At 75.5% G+C, this 14,983-nt stretch carries 14 protein-coding genes and 1 pseudogene; 10 read left to right on the forward strand and 5 right to left on the reverse strand.

What is annotated here, in order from left to right; all coding sequences use genetic code 11:
- Window positions 1–309 precede the first annotated feature (309 nt).
- Entirely contained in the window at window positions 310–1,224 is a 915-nt protein-coding gene (locus ACZ6X9_RS04870; RefSeq protein WP_469776456.1) for a DUF3027 domain-containing protein, read from the reverse strand.
- 542 nt (window positions 1,225–1,766) lie between these two features.
- Between ACZ6X9_RS04870 and ACZ6X9_RS04875 the strand changes: the two genes are divergently transcribed.
- The 4 genes and pseudogenes from ACZ6X9_RS04875 to ACZ6X9_RS04890 all read left to right on the forward strand — a co-directional run bounded on the left by ACZ6X9_RS04875 (window position 1,767) and on the right by ACZ6X9_RS04890 (window position 5,676).
- Complete coding sequence (locus tag ACZ6X9_RS04875) at window positions 1,767–3,257, forward strand: MFS transporter (RefSeq protein ID WP_469776659.1); 1,491 nt, start codon at window positions 1,767–1,769, stop codon at window positions 3,255–3,257.
- Between the two features lie 219 nt (window positions 3,258–3,476).
- The gene (locus tag ACZ6X9_RS04880; RefSeq protein WP_469776457.1) at window positions 3,477–3,932 is read left to right on the forward strand and encodes a DUF2771 domain-containing protein; all 456 of its coding nucleotides are present in this window, start codon (window positions 3,477–3,479) and stop codon (window positions 3,930–3,932) included.
- Window positions 3,933–3,934: 2 nt separating this feature from the next.
- Window positions 3,935–4,640: pseudogene (locus tag ACZ6X9_RS04885) on the forward strand (futalosine hydrolase); the annotation flags it as partial.
- 181 nt (window positions 4,641–4,821) lie between these two features.
- Window positions 4,822–5,676 carry a 1,4-dihydroxy-6-naphthoate synthase gene (locus tag ACZ6X9_RS04890; protein WP_469776458.1) on the forward strand — a complete coding sequence of 285 codons (855 nt, stop codon included), beginning with the start codon at window positions 4,822–4,824 and terminating at the stop codon, window positions 5,674–5,676.
- 116 nt (window positions 5,677–5,792) lie between these two features.
- Here the strand turns inward: ACZ6X9_RS04890 and ACZ6X9_RS04895 are convergent, their stop codons facing one another.
- On the reverse strand, window positions 5,793–6,176 hold the full coding sequence (locus tag ACZ6X9_RS04895; protein ID WP_469776459.1) for a cold-shock protein: 384 nt from the start codon (window positions 6,174–6,176) through the stop codon (window positions 5,793–5,795).
- Window positions 6,177–6,510: 334 nt separating this feature from the next.
- Between ACZ6X9_RS04895 and ACZ6X9_RS04900 the strand changes: the two genes are divergently transcribed.
- Complete coding sequence (locus ACZ6X9_RS04900) at window positions 6,511–6,756, forward strand: hypothetical protein (protein WP_436780074.1); 246 nt, start codon at window positions 6,511–6,513, stop codon at window positions 6,754–6,756.
- 7 nt (window positions 6,757–6,763) lie between these two features.
- Here the strand turns inward: ACZ6X9_RS04900 and ACZ6X9_RS04905 are convergent, their stop codons facing one another.
- Window positions 6,764–7,435 (reverse strand): HAD family hydrolase, encoded by a 672-nt coding sequence (locus ACZ6X9_RS04905; protein ID WP_469776460.1) that lies wholly within the window; start codon window positions 7,433–7,435, stop codon window positions 6,764–6,766.
- A 431-nt stretch (window positions 7,436–7,866) separates the two neighbouring features.
- Between ACZ6X9_RS04905 and ACZ6X9_RS04910 the strand changes: the two genes are divergently transcribed.
- The 4 genes from ACZ6X9_RS04910 (at window position 7,867) to ACZ6X9_RS04925 (ending at window position 12,012) form a co-directional block, all read left to right on the forward strand.
- On the forward strand, window positions 7,867–8,910 hold the full coding sequence (locus ACZ6X9_RS04910) for a FecCD family ABC transporter permease (RefSeq protein ID WP_469776660.1): 1,044 nt from the start codon (window positions 7,867–7,869) through the stop codon (window positions 8,908–8,910).
- Complete coding sequence (locus tag ACZ6X9_RS04915; RefSeq protein ID WP_469776461.1) at window positions 8,907–9,998, forward strand: FecCD family ABC transporter permease; 1,092 nt, start codon at window positions 8,907–8,909, stop codon at window positions 9,996–9,998. Before ACZ6X9_RS04910 ends, ACZ6X9_RS04915 begins: the two co-directional genes overlap by 4 nt.
- Window positions 9,995–10,840 (forward strand): ABC transporter ATP-binding protein, encoded by an 846-nt coding sequence (locus tag ACZ6X9_RS04920; protein WP_469776462.1) that lies wholly within the window; start codon window positions 9,995–9,997, stop codon window positions 10,838–10,840. The genes ACZ6X9_RS04915 and ACZ6X9_RS04920 overlap by 4 nt, the downstream gene beginning before the upstream one ends.
- Window positions 10,841–11,133: 293 nt before the next feature.
- Window positions 11,134–12,012 (forward strand): NAD(P)H-binding protein, encoded by an 879-nt coding sequence (locus ACZ6X9_RS04925; protein ID WP_469776463.1) that lies wholly within the window; start codon window positions 11,134–11,136, stop codon window positions 12,010–12,012.
- A gap of 308 nt (window positions 12,013–12,320) precedes the next feature.
- Here ACZ6X9_RS04925 and ACZ6X9_RS04930 read toward each other — a convergent pair whose 3' ends face one another.
- Window positions 12,321–12,704, reverse strand: a complete 384-nt coding sequence (locus ACZ6X9_RS04930; RefSeq protein ID WP_469776464.1) for a hypothetical protein — start codon at window positions 12,702–12,704, stop codon at window positions 12,321–12,323.
- 401 nt (window positions 12,705–13,105) lie between these two features.
- Here ACZ6X9_RS04930 and ACZ6X9_RS04935 point away from each other — a divergent pair, with 401 nt between their 5' ends.
- On the forward strand, window positions 13,106–13,237 hold the full coding sequence (locus tag ACZ6X9_RS04935; protein WP_469776465.1) for a hypothetical protein: 132 nt from the start codon (window positions 13,106–13,108) through the stop codon (window positions 13,235–13,237).
- Between the two features lie 145 nt (window positions 13,238–13,382).
- Here ACZ6X9_RS04935 and ACZ6X9_RS04940 read toward each other — a convergent pair whose 3' ends face one another.
- Complete coding sequence (locus ACZ6X9_RS04940) at window positions 13,383–14,711, reverse strand: hypothetical protein (RefSeq protein ID WP_469776466.1); 1,329 nt, start codon at window positions 14,709–14,711, stop codon at window positions 13,383–13,385.
- Window positions 14,712–14,983: the final 272 nt, after the last annotated feature.

Below are 14,983 nucleotides of genomic sequence, written 5' to 3' on the forward strand. Positions count from 1 at the left end.
GGTGCGGGCTCCGGGTCATGGCGCGTCACCCGCCCGTCGGTGACGGCGCCGAGGCGGCGTGCGTTCGCCGGCGGAGGACCGTGCGAACGCGGGGCCACGGCCGGCGGCACGGCGTCCTCGGCCGCGCCGAGGCGCGGCACGCCCGAATGCCCTCCCGCGTGAACTCCCGCCTCGGGGCCCGCGCCCGGCCCGGCCAGGACCGTTCACGGCCCGGACGGCAACGGTTCCGGCCGCCCCGCGCCCACGGGAGCGGGGACGCGCCCCCTCGCGCGAAGGCCGTCCCCCGGCGGAACGGCCCCGCGCCGGCGGCTAAGCGTGCCCCAGGTCCTCGTCGCCCGCCGTCGCGTCCGCCCCGTCCGTCGCGTCCGCCATGGGCAGCAGGTCGACGACCGTCTCGTCGATGACGGGCGGCGCCGGGCGCGGCGGCTTCGGCATGACGGCGGCCTCGGAGTGGCCGCCGCAGCCGTAGGAGAGGGAGACGACGTGGCCGTCGGCGGCGCCGAACTCGTTGGCGCAGATGCCGAAGGCCTGGCCGAGGGAGCCGCCGATGGGGACGAGGAAGCCGCAACTGACGCAAGGGGCGGGCGCCGCCTGGGCCATGGGGGTCTTGGCGCCGTGGGACTCGTCCCAGCGGTCGGCGGCGATGTGCAGGCCGTAGCGCGACAGGACGCGGGCGCGCCGCATGCCGAGCTCTTCGGCGAGGGCGGTGAGGGAGCCGCGCGCGGGGGCGGTCGGCTGGGCGGCGGGCGAGCCGGCCGCCACCTCGGCGTCCTCGGCGTCGGCGAGGTCGGTCAGCTCGTGGGAGAGGGACTCGGGGGAGACGACGGAGTTCGGCGGCGGCTCCTCGGCGCCCGTCCAGCCGGGCTCCAGGCGCAGATCGTCGGCCTCGGTGGGGAGGAGGTCGCCGGGGCCGAGGTCGCCGGGGCGCAGCCGCTCGCTCCAGGGCACCCATTCGGGGGCCAGGAGGGCGTCGGGACCGGGCAGCAGAACCGTCTCGTCGAGCGTGACGTTCTTGGCGCGGGAGGCGCGGGCGACGGTGACGGCCCAGCGCCAGCCGCGGTAGCCGGGGTCGAGGCAGCGGAAGTAGTGCGTGACGACGCGGTCCCCGTCGGCGACGACCTCGACGTGCTCACCGACCTGCCCGGGGAGCGCGGCCTCCTCGGCCGCCGTACGGGCCAGTTCGACCGCCTCGGCGCACAGGCGGTCCGGGGTACGGCTTCGCATCGCAGCACTCACAAGAATCGATTCTCTCTTCCACGCCGTCTCACGAGTGCGCCAGCCGAGCGGCCGGGCCGGCGGACGGAGCGGACCGGAGGACCGCGTCGACGTCCGCGCCCGAACGGCCTCGGGCGCACCTGGTCATGTCCATTCTGCGGGATCGAGACTCGGCGCGCGGCCAAGAACGACCGCTGGTGGCGCGTGGGGCACGCTACCTCGGGTGACCACCCGGGGGATACCCGGGTTTCGGTGAGCTCCCCGCGTCGCTCCGGTACGCCCCCGGGCGTCCGGCAGGCCCCCGGTGCGCGCGTTCCGAGGGGAAGCCCGCCGGAGAGCCCGTCACCCGCCCCTCCGTGGCTTCCCGGAGCACGCCGCCCGGGAGCCGTCACGGCCGCCGCGAGACCGCGGCGAAGACCGCCGGAATGGCCGCGGCGAGGGCCCTGACAAGGGCGGCCGCGAGGGACGCCGGAAGGGCCCGCCGCGGTGTCCGGCCAAAGCGACCGCGCCAAGAGTGCCGTACTCCGCTCGCGGTGGGGCAAGATGACGTGGTGGGTGTCATCCGGTCAGCACAGGGCGGTCCGCTCCGCCGGGGCGGCCGGCGCGTCGGCCGTGTCCTGCGCGCGCCCGTGACGCTCGCCGCCCGCGGCATCCGCAAGGCGACGAACGCGCACGGGGCGGGCGAGTCGGGCCTGGCCAAGCTGATCGAGCTGCACGCGGTGCACTCCGCGGGCGACATGCTCATCACCATCGCCCTGGCCTCCACCGTCTTCTTCTCCGTCCCCACCGACCAGGCCCGCGGCCGGGTGGCGCTGTACCTGGCGATCACCATGGCGCCGTTCACCCTCCTGGCCCCGGTGATCGGGCCGCTGCTGGACCGGCTCCCGCACGGGCGCCGGGCGGCGATGGCCGCGGCGATGATCACCCGGGTGATCCTGGCGCTGACCATGACGGGCGCGGTCGCCACCGGCGGCCTGGAGCTCTATCCGGCGGCCCTCGGCGTGCTGGTGGCGTCCAAGGCGTACGGGGTGGTGCGGTCGGCCGTCGTGCCACGGCTGCTGCCACCACGGATCTCGCTGGTGAAGGCGAACTCCCGGGTGACGCTGGGAGGCCTGGTCGCCACGGGAGTGGCGGCCCCGCTGGGAGCGGGGCTGCACCACCTGGGGCCGGCCTGGCCGCTGTACGGCGCGTGCGTCGTCTTCCTGCTCGGCGCCTATCTGTCGCTCTCGCTGCCGCACGTGGTCGACTCGTCGAAGGGCGAGGTCCGCGCCCGCCTCGCGTCGGCGGAACACCGGCCCCACCGCTCCCACCGTCCCCACCTGGCGCACCGCAACCGGCCCGCCGCCCTCCCCCGACGGCCCGCCTCCCGCCGGCGCGGCCCCGAGGCGTGGCGTACCTGGCGGGAACGGCGGGCGCTCCGCGACCGCCGGGACCGCAGCCCCAAGCCCGGGCTGCGGACCGTCGGCCGCTCGGTGCTGCACGCCCTCCAGGCGAACAGCGCGCTCCGCATGCTGTCCGGTTTCCTCACCTTCTTCCTGGCGTTCCTGCTCCGCGTCCACCCGCTGAGCGGCCTGGGCCCGGCGTTCTCGCTCGGCATGGTCGCGGTGGCGGCGGGCGGCGGGAACGCCCTGGGCACCGCCATCGGCGCGCTGCTGCGCTCCCGCGGCCCGGAGAAGACCATCGCCGTCGTCCTCACCGCCGCCCTCGCCTCGACGGTCGTCACGGCGGCGCTGTACAACGCGTTCTTCATCGTGCTCGTCGCGGCGGTCGCGGGCATCTCGCAGGCGCTGGGCAAGCAGTCGCTGGACTCGCTGATCCAGCGCGACGTCCCGGAGGAGGTCCGGACGTCCGCGTTCGCCCGGTCCGAGACGCTCCTGCAGATGTCATGGGTGCTCGGCGGCGGCATCGGCATCCTGCTGCCGCTCAACGGAACCCTCGGCATGGCGGTGGCCGCCGGGTTCCTGGCCCTGGGCGCGGCGACGGCCCTCCGGGGCCTGCTGACGGCGGCCCGGCACGGCACACCGCACGCGCGGGTGGCGTGAGGCCTGCCGGCCCGCGTGCGGTGTGGACGCCTGTCCCCCGCAGGGCGGCCGCCGGTGCCCGGCGCGGTGTGCGACGCCGGGCGCCAGCGCGTACCCGAACCTCACGGGCCGCGTCCGAGATCCGGGCCCGCCCCCGCACACCACGGGAACAGCGCCCGCCCGGCGCGTCTCACCGCACCCGCGCGTCACGGGATTGACGTGGCCAGATAGCCTGCCCGCATGACCGCTGCGTTTTTCCGGGGCAGACGCCGCCGTGCCGCTGCCGCCCTCGGGGCCGTGACCTTCGGGGTCGTCGCCCTCTCCGCCTGTGACAAGCCGACTCCGCTGACGACGCTGGTCGCCGACAAGTCCGAGGTCCACTCCGAAGCCGCCTGTTACGACGGCAAGGGGGGCATCGAGAAGTCGGACCTCGGCAACTGCCTGGGCAAGGGTGACAAGACCATCAAGGTGCCCGCCGACGGCCTGCTGCGCTTCGGTGTCGATCCCAAGGTCGCCAAGAAGGGCTGGTTCATCGCCACCCGAACCCAGCAGACCGACGTCTCCACGCGGACGTACCGCACCCTCTCCGCATCGTCGTTCCTCCAGGGCATGGACGAGGCCAAGATCAGCATCGTCATGGTGGGCGACAAGAAGACGTACGGCGTCTGGAACTACACGCTGAAGAACGACAACTGACGATGCGCGTCCTCGTCGTCACCGCCGTCGCCGCCGAGCGGTCGTCCGTGACGGCCGCCGCCGGTCCGGCGGGCCCCGAGGAGCCGGCGGAAGTCGCGCTGCCCGGCGGCGCGGTCCTGCACCGGACGGCGGTGTCCGGCGTGACGTACGACGTGCTGGCGGCCGGGGTGGGTCCCGCCGCGGCGGCGGCCGGCACGGCCACGGCCCTGACGGCGGCGGCGCTCGCCGGCGCCCCGTACGACCTGGCGGTCTCGGCGGGCATCGGCGGCGGCTTCGCGCCCGGGGCGCCGCTCGGCGGGCTCGTCGTCGGCAGCCGGATCGTCGCCGCCGACCTGGGCGCGGCCACGTCCGAGGGCTTCCTCCCCGTCACCGAGCTCGGTTTCGGCGTCGACGCGCACCCGGTGGACGACGCTCTCGTCCGCGCGGTCGGTGCGGCGACGGGCGCCCGGCCCGGGGCCGTGCTGACCGTGTCCACGGTGACCGGCACGGCGGCCCGTGCCGCCGAGCTGGCGGACCGGCACCCGGACGCCCTGGCCGAGGCCATGGAGGGCTTCGGCGTGGCCGAGGCGGCGGCGGCGCACGGGGTGCCGGTGCTGGAACTGCGGGCCGTCTCCAACGCGGTCGGCCCGCGCGACCGGTCGGCCTGGCGCATCGGGGACGCGCTCGCCGCGCTGACGGAGGCGTTCCGGGCGCTGGGCCCGACGTTGACGACGGTGCCCGGGAAGCCGGGGCCGGCGGCCGGGAATCCGGAGCCGACGGCCGGGCGGCCGGAGACCACCGCCGCGGTGGGAACCGCGGCCGCCGCGAGCGCCGGCACCGTCGCGAAGACCACCGCGGGCAGCACCGCGGAAGCCCCCGAGGACATCACCGAGGAAGGCCGCTGAGACCGATGGACCAGCCGATCCGCATCGCCTACTCCCCCTGCCCCAACGACACGTTCGTCTTCGACGCCTGGGCGCACGGCCGGGTCCCCGGCGCGCCGCCGCTGGACGTGACGTTCGCGGACATCGACATCACCAACGGCATGGCCGAGCGCGGCGAGCTCGACGTGCTCAAGGTGTCGTACGCGGTGCTGCCCTGGGTGCTGGAGGAGTACGCCCTGCTGCCCTGCGGCGGGGCGCTGGGGCGCGGTTGCGGTCCGCTGGTGCTCACCGCCGGCGGGATCACCGACCCGGCGGGGCTGGCCGGCCGGACGGTCGCGGTGCCGAGCGAGCGCTCGACCGCCTACCTGCTGTTCCGCCTGTGGGCGGCGACCGAGGTGCCGGGCGGCGTGGGCGAGATCGTCGTCATGCCGTTCCACGAGATCATGCCGGCGGTGCGGGACGGGAAGGTGGACGCCGGTCTGGTCATCCACGAGGCCCGGTTCACCTACGGCGCCTACGGGCTCACCCGCCTCGCGGACATGGGCGAGCACTGGGAGGCCACCACCGGTCTGCCCATCCCGCTGGGCGCGATCATCGCGAAGCGCTCGCTGGGAGAGGAGACGCTGCGGCGGCTGGCGGACGCGGCCCGGACATCCGTGCGGATGGCCTGGGACGACCCGGAGGCCTCCCGGCCGTACGTCCTGGAGCACGCCCAGGAGATGGACCCGGCCGTCGCCGACCAGCACATCGGGCTGTACGTCAACGAGTTCACCGCCGACCTCGGGGAGAACGGCTACGCGGCGGTCCGCGGCCTGCTGACCCGCGCGGCGGCGGAGGGACTGGTACCGGCCCTCGGGCCGGACGCGCTCACGTTCGTCTGACGTGCGCCGGACGGGTCGGGGCCTCCCCGACCCGTCCGGCGCGCACCGGCCTCAGACCGTCCGGACACCGGACGGTCGTCGCGCCGGACACCGGAGCGGTCCGCCCGGACGTCGCGTCAGACGTCGAGCTGGTCCGCCACCACCCGCAGCATGCTGGCGATCTTGGATCCCTGCGCCTTGTCGGGGTAACGGCCGCGCTCGAGCTGCTGGGTGACGTTCTCCAGGAGGGTGGTCAGGTCCTGGACGATCGAGGCCAGCTCGTCGGGCTTGCGGCGCATCGCCGCGGCCACGGAGGGGGTGGGTTCCAGGAGCGTCACGGTGAGGGCCTGGTCGCCGCGCTGCCCGGCGACGACGCCGAACTCCACGCGCTGGCCTGGCTTGAGGGCGTCGACCCCGTCCGGGAGCACCGAGGAGTGCACGAAGACGTCTCCGCCGTCGTCACGGGAGAGAAAGCCGAAGCCCTTCTCGCTGTTGAACCACTTGACCTTGCCGGTAGGCACGTCTGTCCTCGTCCTCGTACTCGTCGGAAATCGGAAACGGTCGGAATGTATCGGAAACGGTCGGTACGTGTGGAAAATTATCGAAACATCTGAAAGCAAGGAAAAATCACGCTGGATAACACGGCAGCGGGCCGCAGGACCCGCTGGAACCAAGGCTAATGGTCCCGGGCCCGGTGACAAGACGTCCTCAGGTCGTACCTCTGCGCGTTCGGCGCGCGTCCGGTGGTTTCCGCCCCCGCCCCGCCGCCGGGCGGGCCCTCCGCGCCGCTCCTGGTCACAGCCCTGACGGGCAGCCGCGGGCGCACGCCCGCCACAAGGCAACTACCCTGCTCGGGTGAGCAACGAAACGCCCCGGGCCGGGGATCTGCTGGTGCGCGCTGGCGCGATCGTCTTCCTGGTGGGCGCCGTGGCCACGATGGCCACCGTCGCCCCGCTCTTCCTGGGCGCGGACCCGCTGCCGTCCGCCGCCTACTTCGTGTGCATGCTCATGGGCGTCGGCTTCCTGGTCGCCGCGGCCGGAGTGCTGCGCACCGCCGCCGACCAACGGCGGCGCGCACGCGAGGCGTCGGCGGCGCGCTGACCGCGGGCTAGGCCGAGGCCGCCGTTCCCTCCGCCTCCGCCGCGGCCCGGTGGGCGCGGAGCCAGCGGGGGAAGTCCGCGAGCCCGTCCAGCACCACGTCCGCGCCCGCCGCGCGCAGTTCGCCGGCCGGGCAGGGGCCGGTGGCGACGGCGACCGACAGGGCACCGGCCGCGTGCGCGCCCCGGACGTCGCCGGTGTGGTCGCCGACGTAGATCCCGGCGCCGTGCTCGCGCAGAGCGACCGCCTTCTGCTCGGCCCACAGGTCGCCGATCAGGGCGTCGGGTTCCAGGGCCAGGTGGTCGAGGTGCAGCCGGGCGTTCCCGCCGTGCTTGGCGGTGACGACGACCGACCGGCCGCCCAGCGCGCGCACGGCGGCGAGCGCCTCCCGGGCGCCGGGCATCGCGAGCGAGCCGGTGATGGCGAGCTCCCGGTACAGGGCCCGGTAGCGGTCGGTCACCCGCGGCACGTCCGCCTCCGGAAACCACTCCCGCAGCTCCTGGACCAGCGGCGGCCCCAGCCGCCCGACCGCCAGCTCCGCGTCGATGTACACACCGGTCTCGGCGGCCAGGGCCTCGTAGGTGGTCCGGATCCCCGGCCGGGAGTCGATCAGAGTCATGTCCAGGTCGAACCCGACGGTGAAGGGGGCTGCCGGCACGGCGGCGCGGGGCTGGGTGGTCATGCGGCTCATTGTGCTCAATGAGGGGCACGGGGTGTGGTGGCGGGGGCCGGCCGGCGCCCGCACCCCGCCCTGTCCCGGCCGGGCCGGGCCGCTCTCACCCGGTCGGGCCCGCCGCTTCCGCGCGCCCGCGTGCGGGTCCCGGTCGCACACCCCTCCTCGGCGCCCCGGGCCCCGCCGTAGACTTAGCCTGACCTAACTCGGGCCTTTCGGTCAGGACGGTCACGTGCGCGTCCTCACGTACGTACCGCCGCCTCGCTCGCACGGCCGCCGCGTACGGGCCGGCCGCGTTCGGGGCGGACCGCGACCGTGCCTGCGCTCCGCCCGCCCGCCCGGCCTGACGATCCGCCACGCACCCGCCGTCCCGCCACTCGCCCCAGTCCCCGCCCCCGTCCCCCTACCGAGAGAGCCGTCAGAACCGCGCCGTGGAAGCCATATCCGCCCCGCCCGACCCGGTCGGCTCCCCCGCCCCGCCTCCGCCCGTCACCACCCGGCGCCGCGCCGGCTGGACGGCCGTCGCCGTCGTGGCGCTGCTGGCGGCCGTGGTGCTCAGCCTGGCCGTGGGCAGCCGGACGATCCCGCCGGACCGCGTCCTCGACGCCCTGCTGCACGGCGGTGACGACGCCACGGCCGGCGTCGTCCGCTCACTGCGGCTGCCGCGGACGCTCATCGGCCTGATGACGGGGGCCGCCCTGGCCATGGCCGGGGTGGTGATGCAGGGCGTCACCCGCAACCCCATCGCCGACCCGGGCATCCTCGGTGTCAGCCAGGGCGCTTCGCTGGGCGTCGTCCTCGCCATCGCCGCCGCCGGAGTGCACACCCTGGCGGGGCAGGTGTGGTTCGCGTTCGCGGGCGCGGCGGTGGCGTCCGTCGCGGTGTACGCGATCGCCTCGCGCGGGCGCGGGGGCGCGTCCCCGGTCAAGCTGGCGCTGGCCGGGGCGGCGGTCAACGCGCTGCTGGTCTCGGTGATCTCCGGGGTGCTGACCACCCGGGCGTCGGCGCTGGAGGAGTTCAGGTTCTGGCAGATCGGCTCGCTGGCCGGCCGGGACCACGCGATCGTGGGTCAGATGTGGCCGTTCCTGCTGGTCGGCACGGTGCTGGTGCTGTCCGTGGCGCGTGGTCTCGACGCGCTCGCGCTCGGCGAGGACGTGGCGCGCGGCCTCGGCCGCAACGTCGCGGCCGTCCGGATCGCGGCCGGCACCGGTGCCACCGTGCTCACCGGCGTGGGCGTCGCCGCCGCCGGTCCGATCGCGTTCGTCGGCCTGGCCGTACCGCACATCGCGCGGGCGCTCGTGGGCGGCGACCACCGCCGGCTGCTGCCGATGGCGGCGCTGCTCGGTCCGGTCGTGCTGCTCCTCTCCGACGTCGTCGGGCGGGTCGTCTACGCGGACAGCGAGGTGCCGGCGGGTGTGATGACGGCCCTCATCGGCCTCCCGTTCCTCGTCGCGCTCGCCCGCCGCAGGAAGGTGGCGGTATGACGGCGCCGTCTCCCGCCCCTACGGGAACCACCGAGCCCCCCTCCCGTCCCGCCGGTTACACGGTCCTCCGCGCCCCGGCCGGCCGCGGCTCGTTCCTCCTCCACCGCCGCAGCGCGGCCGTCGCCCTCTGCCTGGCAGTGGCGCTGGCCGCGGCCTGCCTGGCGTACCTGTGCGTGGGCGACACCCTCGTCGTGCCGGGCGCGGTTTTGGACGTCCTCCTCGGCCGGCCGTCCCCCGACGAACTGGTCGTCGGCACCTTCCGGCTGCCGCGCATGACCGTCGGGCTGCTGGTCGGGGCCGCGTTCGGCGTCTCGGGGGCGCTCATCCAGACCGTGGCCCGCAACCCGCTCGCCAGCCCGGACATCATCGGCGTGTCGCAGGGGGCGGGGGCGCTGACGGTCGGCGCGATGACCTTCGGCGTCACCTCGTACGCGACGCTCCCCTACGTCTCCGCGGCCGGCGGCCTGCTCGCCGCCGCCCTCGTCTACGTCTTCGCGTGGCGCGGCGGACTGCACGCGGGCCGCTTCGTGCTCATCGGCATCGGCTTCGCCATCGCGCTCCGGGCGATCACGCAACTGTTCCTGACCAAGGGCGACTACCTGGTCGCCCAGCAGGCGAAGGTGTGGATGACCGGTTCCCTCAACGGCGCCGGCTGGGACGCGGCGGCGCCGGTGGCGTGGACGCTGCTGGTGCTCGCCGTCCCCCTGTGCTGGGCCGCCCGGGCCCAGCGCACGGTCGCGCTGGACGACGCCACGGCCACCGCCCTCGGCGTCCGGCTGAACCGGGTGCGGGCCGGGCTCGTGCTGCTGGGCGTCGTCCTCGCCTCCGTGGCGACGGGCGCGGCGGGACCGGTCGACTTCGTGGCGCTCCTCGCCCCGCAGATCGCCCGCCGCACGACACGGACCGCCCAGATCCCCCTCGTCTGCTCGGCGCTCACGGGCGCGCTGATCGTCGTCCTCGCGGACCTCCTGGCCCGCAAGCTCTTCGAACCCACCCAGTTGCCGGTGGGCGTCCTCACGGCCGCGGTCGGCGCGCCGTATCTGATCCGGCTCATCATCCGCGGCCGTACGGGAGGAAAGTCGGCATGACCCAGGAAACGGTTCGCGAGCCGGCCGAGGCCCGTGAGACGACCGCGCGGCTGCGCGCCCGCTCCCTGACCCTCGCCTATGAGCACCGGACGGTCGTGGACGGCCTCGACCTGGACATCCCGGACGGCGAGGTGACCGTGGTCATCGGCCCTAACGCGTGCGGCAAGTCGACGCTGCTGCGCGCTCTGGGACGGCTGCTGAAGCCGGTGTCCGGTGCCGTCCTCCTCGACGGCGAGGAGCTCGGCCGCGTCCCCACCCGCCGACTGGCCACCCGCCTCGGCCTGCTGCCGCAGACCCCGGTGGCACCCGAGGCGATCACGGTCGCCGACCTCGTCGCGCGCGGCCGGCAGCCGCACCAGCGCTGGTGGCAGCAGTGGTCGGAGGCGGACGAGCGCGCGGTCGCCGACGCCATGGCGCGAACGGACGTCGCGGCACTGGCCGACCGCCCGGTCGACGAACTCTCCGGCGGCCAGCGGCAGCGCGTCTGGATCGCCATGGCCCTGGCCCAGGAGACCGACCTGCTCCTCCTCGACGAACCGACCACGTACCTCGACATCGCCCACCAGGTCGAGGTCCTCGACCTGGTCCGCCGCCTCAACACCGACCGCGGCCGCACGGTCGTGGCCGTCCTCCACGACCTCAACCAGGCCGCCCGCTACGCCGACCACCTGGTCGCCATGAAGGACGGCCGCGTCGTCGCCCAGGGGCGCCCGGGCGACGTGGTGACGGCGGACCTCGTCCGCGACGTCTTCGGCCTGGAGTCGGTGGTCGTCCCGGACCCGGTCACGGGCGGCCCGCTGATCGTGCCGGGGCCGCCGGCGCCGGGCGCCCGAACGGCCTGACACGGGGGCGGCGGCCGTCGGGAGGCGCGAACGTGCCCCCTGCGCTCGCCGCCGGTCGTACACGCGCCCGGGGCCTGAACGGGCCGTCCCTTCCATCCGGCCACAGCAGGCGGCCGCCGCTTGTGTGCGGCATGCCCCGCTCCGCCTTCGGGTGACGCCGCGCCACTCCACGGCACGGCCGACGACGGGGTCCGGCACGGTCACCCCCACCCGCGACCGACAACGACGCCCGCCAGCAAGGGAATCTTTTAACCGGGTTGCACTTTTAATCGAGTAACGTTTTCATGGAGGGTATGCATCAGACAGACATTCCCCCCGTGCTCGTCACCGGGGCGACCGGCCGGGTCGGCCGCCTCGTCATCGACCGGCTCCTCGACGCGGGCGTGCCGGTCCGCGCCCTGACCCGTCGCCCGGACGCGGCGGCGACGCTGCCGGCGGAGGCGGAGGTCTTCGTCGGCGACCTCACCGTGCCCGAGTCACTCGACCCCGCGTTGCACGGCGCCGGCGCGGTCTTCCTCGTCTGGACCGCCCCGGCCCGGACCGCCGAGGCCGTCGTCGAGCGGCTGGCGGCCCATGTGCGGCGAATCGTCTTCCTTTCCTCCCCGCATCGGACACCGCACCCCTTCTTCCAGCAGCCCAATCCCATGGCGGCGTTGCACGCAGGTGTCGAACGACTCATCGCGGCCACCGGACTCGAGTCGACGATCCTCCGGCCGGGGATGTTCGCCTCGAACTCGCCGGCCTGGTGGGCGCCCGCGATCCGGGCCGGCGACGTCGTCCGGTGGCCTTACGGCGCCGCCGAGTCGGCGCCGGTCGACGACCGCGACATCGCGGCCGTCGCGGCGCGCACGCTCCGGCAGGACGGATACGCCGGAGGCGACTACGTCCTCACGGGCCCCGAATCGCTGACCCACGCCGCGCAGGTCGAGATCATCGCCGACGCCCTGGGGCGCCGGATCGCGTTCGAGGAGATGACGCCGGACGAGTTCCGGAGCCGGTGGGAGGGCACGGCGCCCGGCTCGGCCGTCGACATGCTGCTCGACGCGTGGAGCGCGGCGGTCGGACAGCCCGCGTACATCAGCACCGCGGTGGCCGACATCCTCGGCAGGCCGCCGCGAACGTTTCGCCAGTGGGTCGTCGACCACGCGGCCGTGTTCACAGCGGGTTCGTAACCTCGTCCACCGCGACCCGCGCCCCAGGCCCCGGCCCTCGGTCCGCCGTCGCCCCGGCCCTCCTCCTCCCCCCACCCCGGAGCGGGCCGGGCCGCGTGAGCGCGCGAGGCCGAGGCCGCCTGGGGCTCCCGTGCGCATAGGCAGGGTGCGCGCCCACGGTCCGCGTGCGCGCCATGAGGGGCGCCCGCCGGCCAAGAGCGCGGGAGCGGGAATACCGCCTCTTCGCCCGCCGAGCCGGCGTCGGCGCGGCGGAGCCGGCCGTCGGCCGTCCGGCGCGGGGCGCCGCACCGCCACGCCCGTGGCGGGTGTCAGCCCGGCAGGGCCCCCGCGTCCGTGACCTCGCCGTTGAGGTCGCACCAGGCGGTCGACGTACGACCGGAGCGGACGCGGTCGCCGAAGCGGAGGTAGTCGATGCCGTCGGCGCGATGACAGACGGCGTAGGCGGTGAACGGCCGGCCGTAGCACGTGATCGACGCGCCGTGGCCCTTGTCGTCGCGGCGGTACCGCCAGGTGTCACAGGTGAAGGCGGTCGTGTCGGGCCTGGTGGCGGTGGCGGGCGTGGTGGCGGTGGTGGCGGGCGTGGTGGCGGTCTCCGCGGCGGAAGCCGGGGCGGGGGCCACCAGGCCCACCGCCGTTCCGGCCGCGAGGGCCAAGGACGCGGTGACGGTCGCGACACGGGGGCGGATACTCATGGGTCCTCCCTTGGCTGGGGTGTCGTGTGGGTCGTTGCGCGGGCATCGACGCTACTCAGCGGCACGCCGACTCGACAGCGCCACAGGGGAGTTGGCCGGGATCGGACCGGGGCCCGCCGGACACCGGCCCGACGGCCGTCGGACAACCGCCGAAGCCGCGCTCCCGGCGTCGGACATGTCGCGGCGCCGTACGGGGTGGGCGGGCGGTCCGGATTACGGCGGACAGGCAACCCGCCGGCCGGGCGCGAAGCGGAGTGCCGGGCGCCGGACACCCTCACTTCGAAGGAACGGGCCGTCACATCCCGGCCGTTGATCCGGCATGGAGCATCACACGGACCTCACCCACCCCGTGCGCCCCGCCACTTCGCGGGACGTCTCCTCGTCCGTCCGAACCCTCACCCGTGCGTTCGTCCACTACCTCCGTCACCCGGCACGTCGTCGCGGCCGATGACCACAAGGAGCGGATCCGGCGGATCCGGCACTTCCAGGGCCTGTTCCCGGAGCGGGTGGGCATGAGGGCCCGGTACGTATGAGGGCCGGTACGTCATGACGCCCGGCACGTCATGGCCCGGTACGTCATGAGGCCCGGTACGTCGTGAGGGCCCAGACCGCGCCCGTCACCCACCCGTTGGGCACCCGGGCAGCCACCCCAGCCGTCACCCGCCCGCCACCCCGGCGTCACCCCGGCCGTCGCGCCCGCCACAGGACGAACAGCGCCGAGCCGACGGCGGCCGTCCGGACGACGACCGGAAGGGTGTCGGCCAGGGCCGCGCCCAGCTCACCCTCGGCTATCGGCGCGCCCCAGCGGTGTTCGAGGCGGCCCCAGAGCCACACGAGGGCGGCGCCCGCCGCCAGGCCGGGAACGCCCATCACGGCCCACTTGGACTCGGCCTGCGTGAGCCTGCGCGTGATGTAGGCGAGCGCCCAGCCGGCGGCCATGACGACCCACTGGCCGAGCACCGCCCCGACGACCAGCAGGATCGCCACCAGCGCGAGCACCGGACTCACGGGGATGGTCCCCGCCGCACCGCCGGCCGCTCCCGCACCGCCGGCCCCACCGGCATAGCCCGTACCGCCCGCACCGGCACCGTCCCCGCCCGCCTGCGCACCACCCGTCCGGCCGCTCCCCGGCCGACGGAAGGGGAACCGGCGGCGGAGACCCGCGGCGCCCGCCTCGGCGGCCGGCTGCTCGCCCACGACGGCGGACGGCCGGAGCGCGTCGCCGGCCGGCCGCCCGGCCGCCTCCGCCTGCTGCCGGGCGAGCTCCTCCGGCCCGGGCGGGGGCTTGAGCATGTCCGGGATCTCTATCCCGCCCGTGAATCCGTGCGTCGTCGCCCCGCCGCCCGCGTCGAAGGGCGTGCGCTCCGCCCGCCACCACTCGTCCGCCGCCCCGGCGGGGGCGGACGGGCCGCGGAGCTCCTCCTCCGTGGCCAGGTGCGGGGGCGCACCCGTGTCGGGGAAACGCACCGCGCCCGTCCCGGCGACCGCGCCCGTCCCCCCGCCCGCGTCGACCTCCGGGCCCGCTCCGGCGTTCCCACCCGGCTCGCGCCGCTGCGCGGGAACGCGGCCCGCGGAGCCCGCCCTGCCGAAACCCGCCTTGCCGGTGCCTGCCCTGCCGAAGCCCGTCCTACCGGAGCCCGTTCTACCGGAGCCCGTCCTACCGGAGCCCGTCCTACCGGAGCCGGTCCTGCCCGCACCCGTCGTCGTGCCGAAGCCCGTCCCCGCGAAGCCGGAGCCCGTGCCACCGGAGCCGAGGTCCGCCGCATCGGAAGCGTCCGCGCCCCCCGCCCCGGACACCGCCTCGTCCGGCGTGCCCAGCCCGTCGAGGATGCGGCGCACGGCGGCCGGCGTGTCGGCGCCCTCGACCGCACGGCGCCGTTCGATCTCCGTGCGCAGCCGGGTGACCAGCCGCATCCGGTCGCCGGACGTGAGGGAGCGCCGCTGGGCTATGTCGCCCACCTTGCTCAGGTAGTCGTAGACGAGCTGGTCGCTCTCGATCCCCACCACGTCCCCCAAGCTGCCCGGTGACCTCCGACGCCTCGCCGCCGCCTCCCGGATCCGACGGTACCCGCTCCTCCCCCGGCTGTCCGCGAGAACGGCCCGGGGCGCCCGGGAGGACGAACGGGACGTTCGACGCGGGGGTGATGCGACGCGGGGTGCTGCGACGCGGGGTGCTGCGACGCGGGGCGAGGGAGGAGCTCGCCGGCCGCGGCGGTACGGAGCGGGCCAGGACGCGAGGACGCGCGAGGTCCCGGCGGAGGACGTACCGGCCGGCCCCG

It is taken from the genome of Streptomyces sp. NPDC052910 (assembly GCF_055585605.1).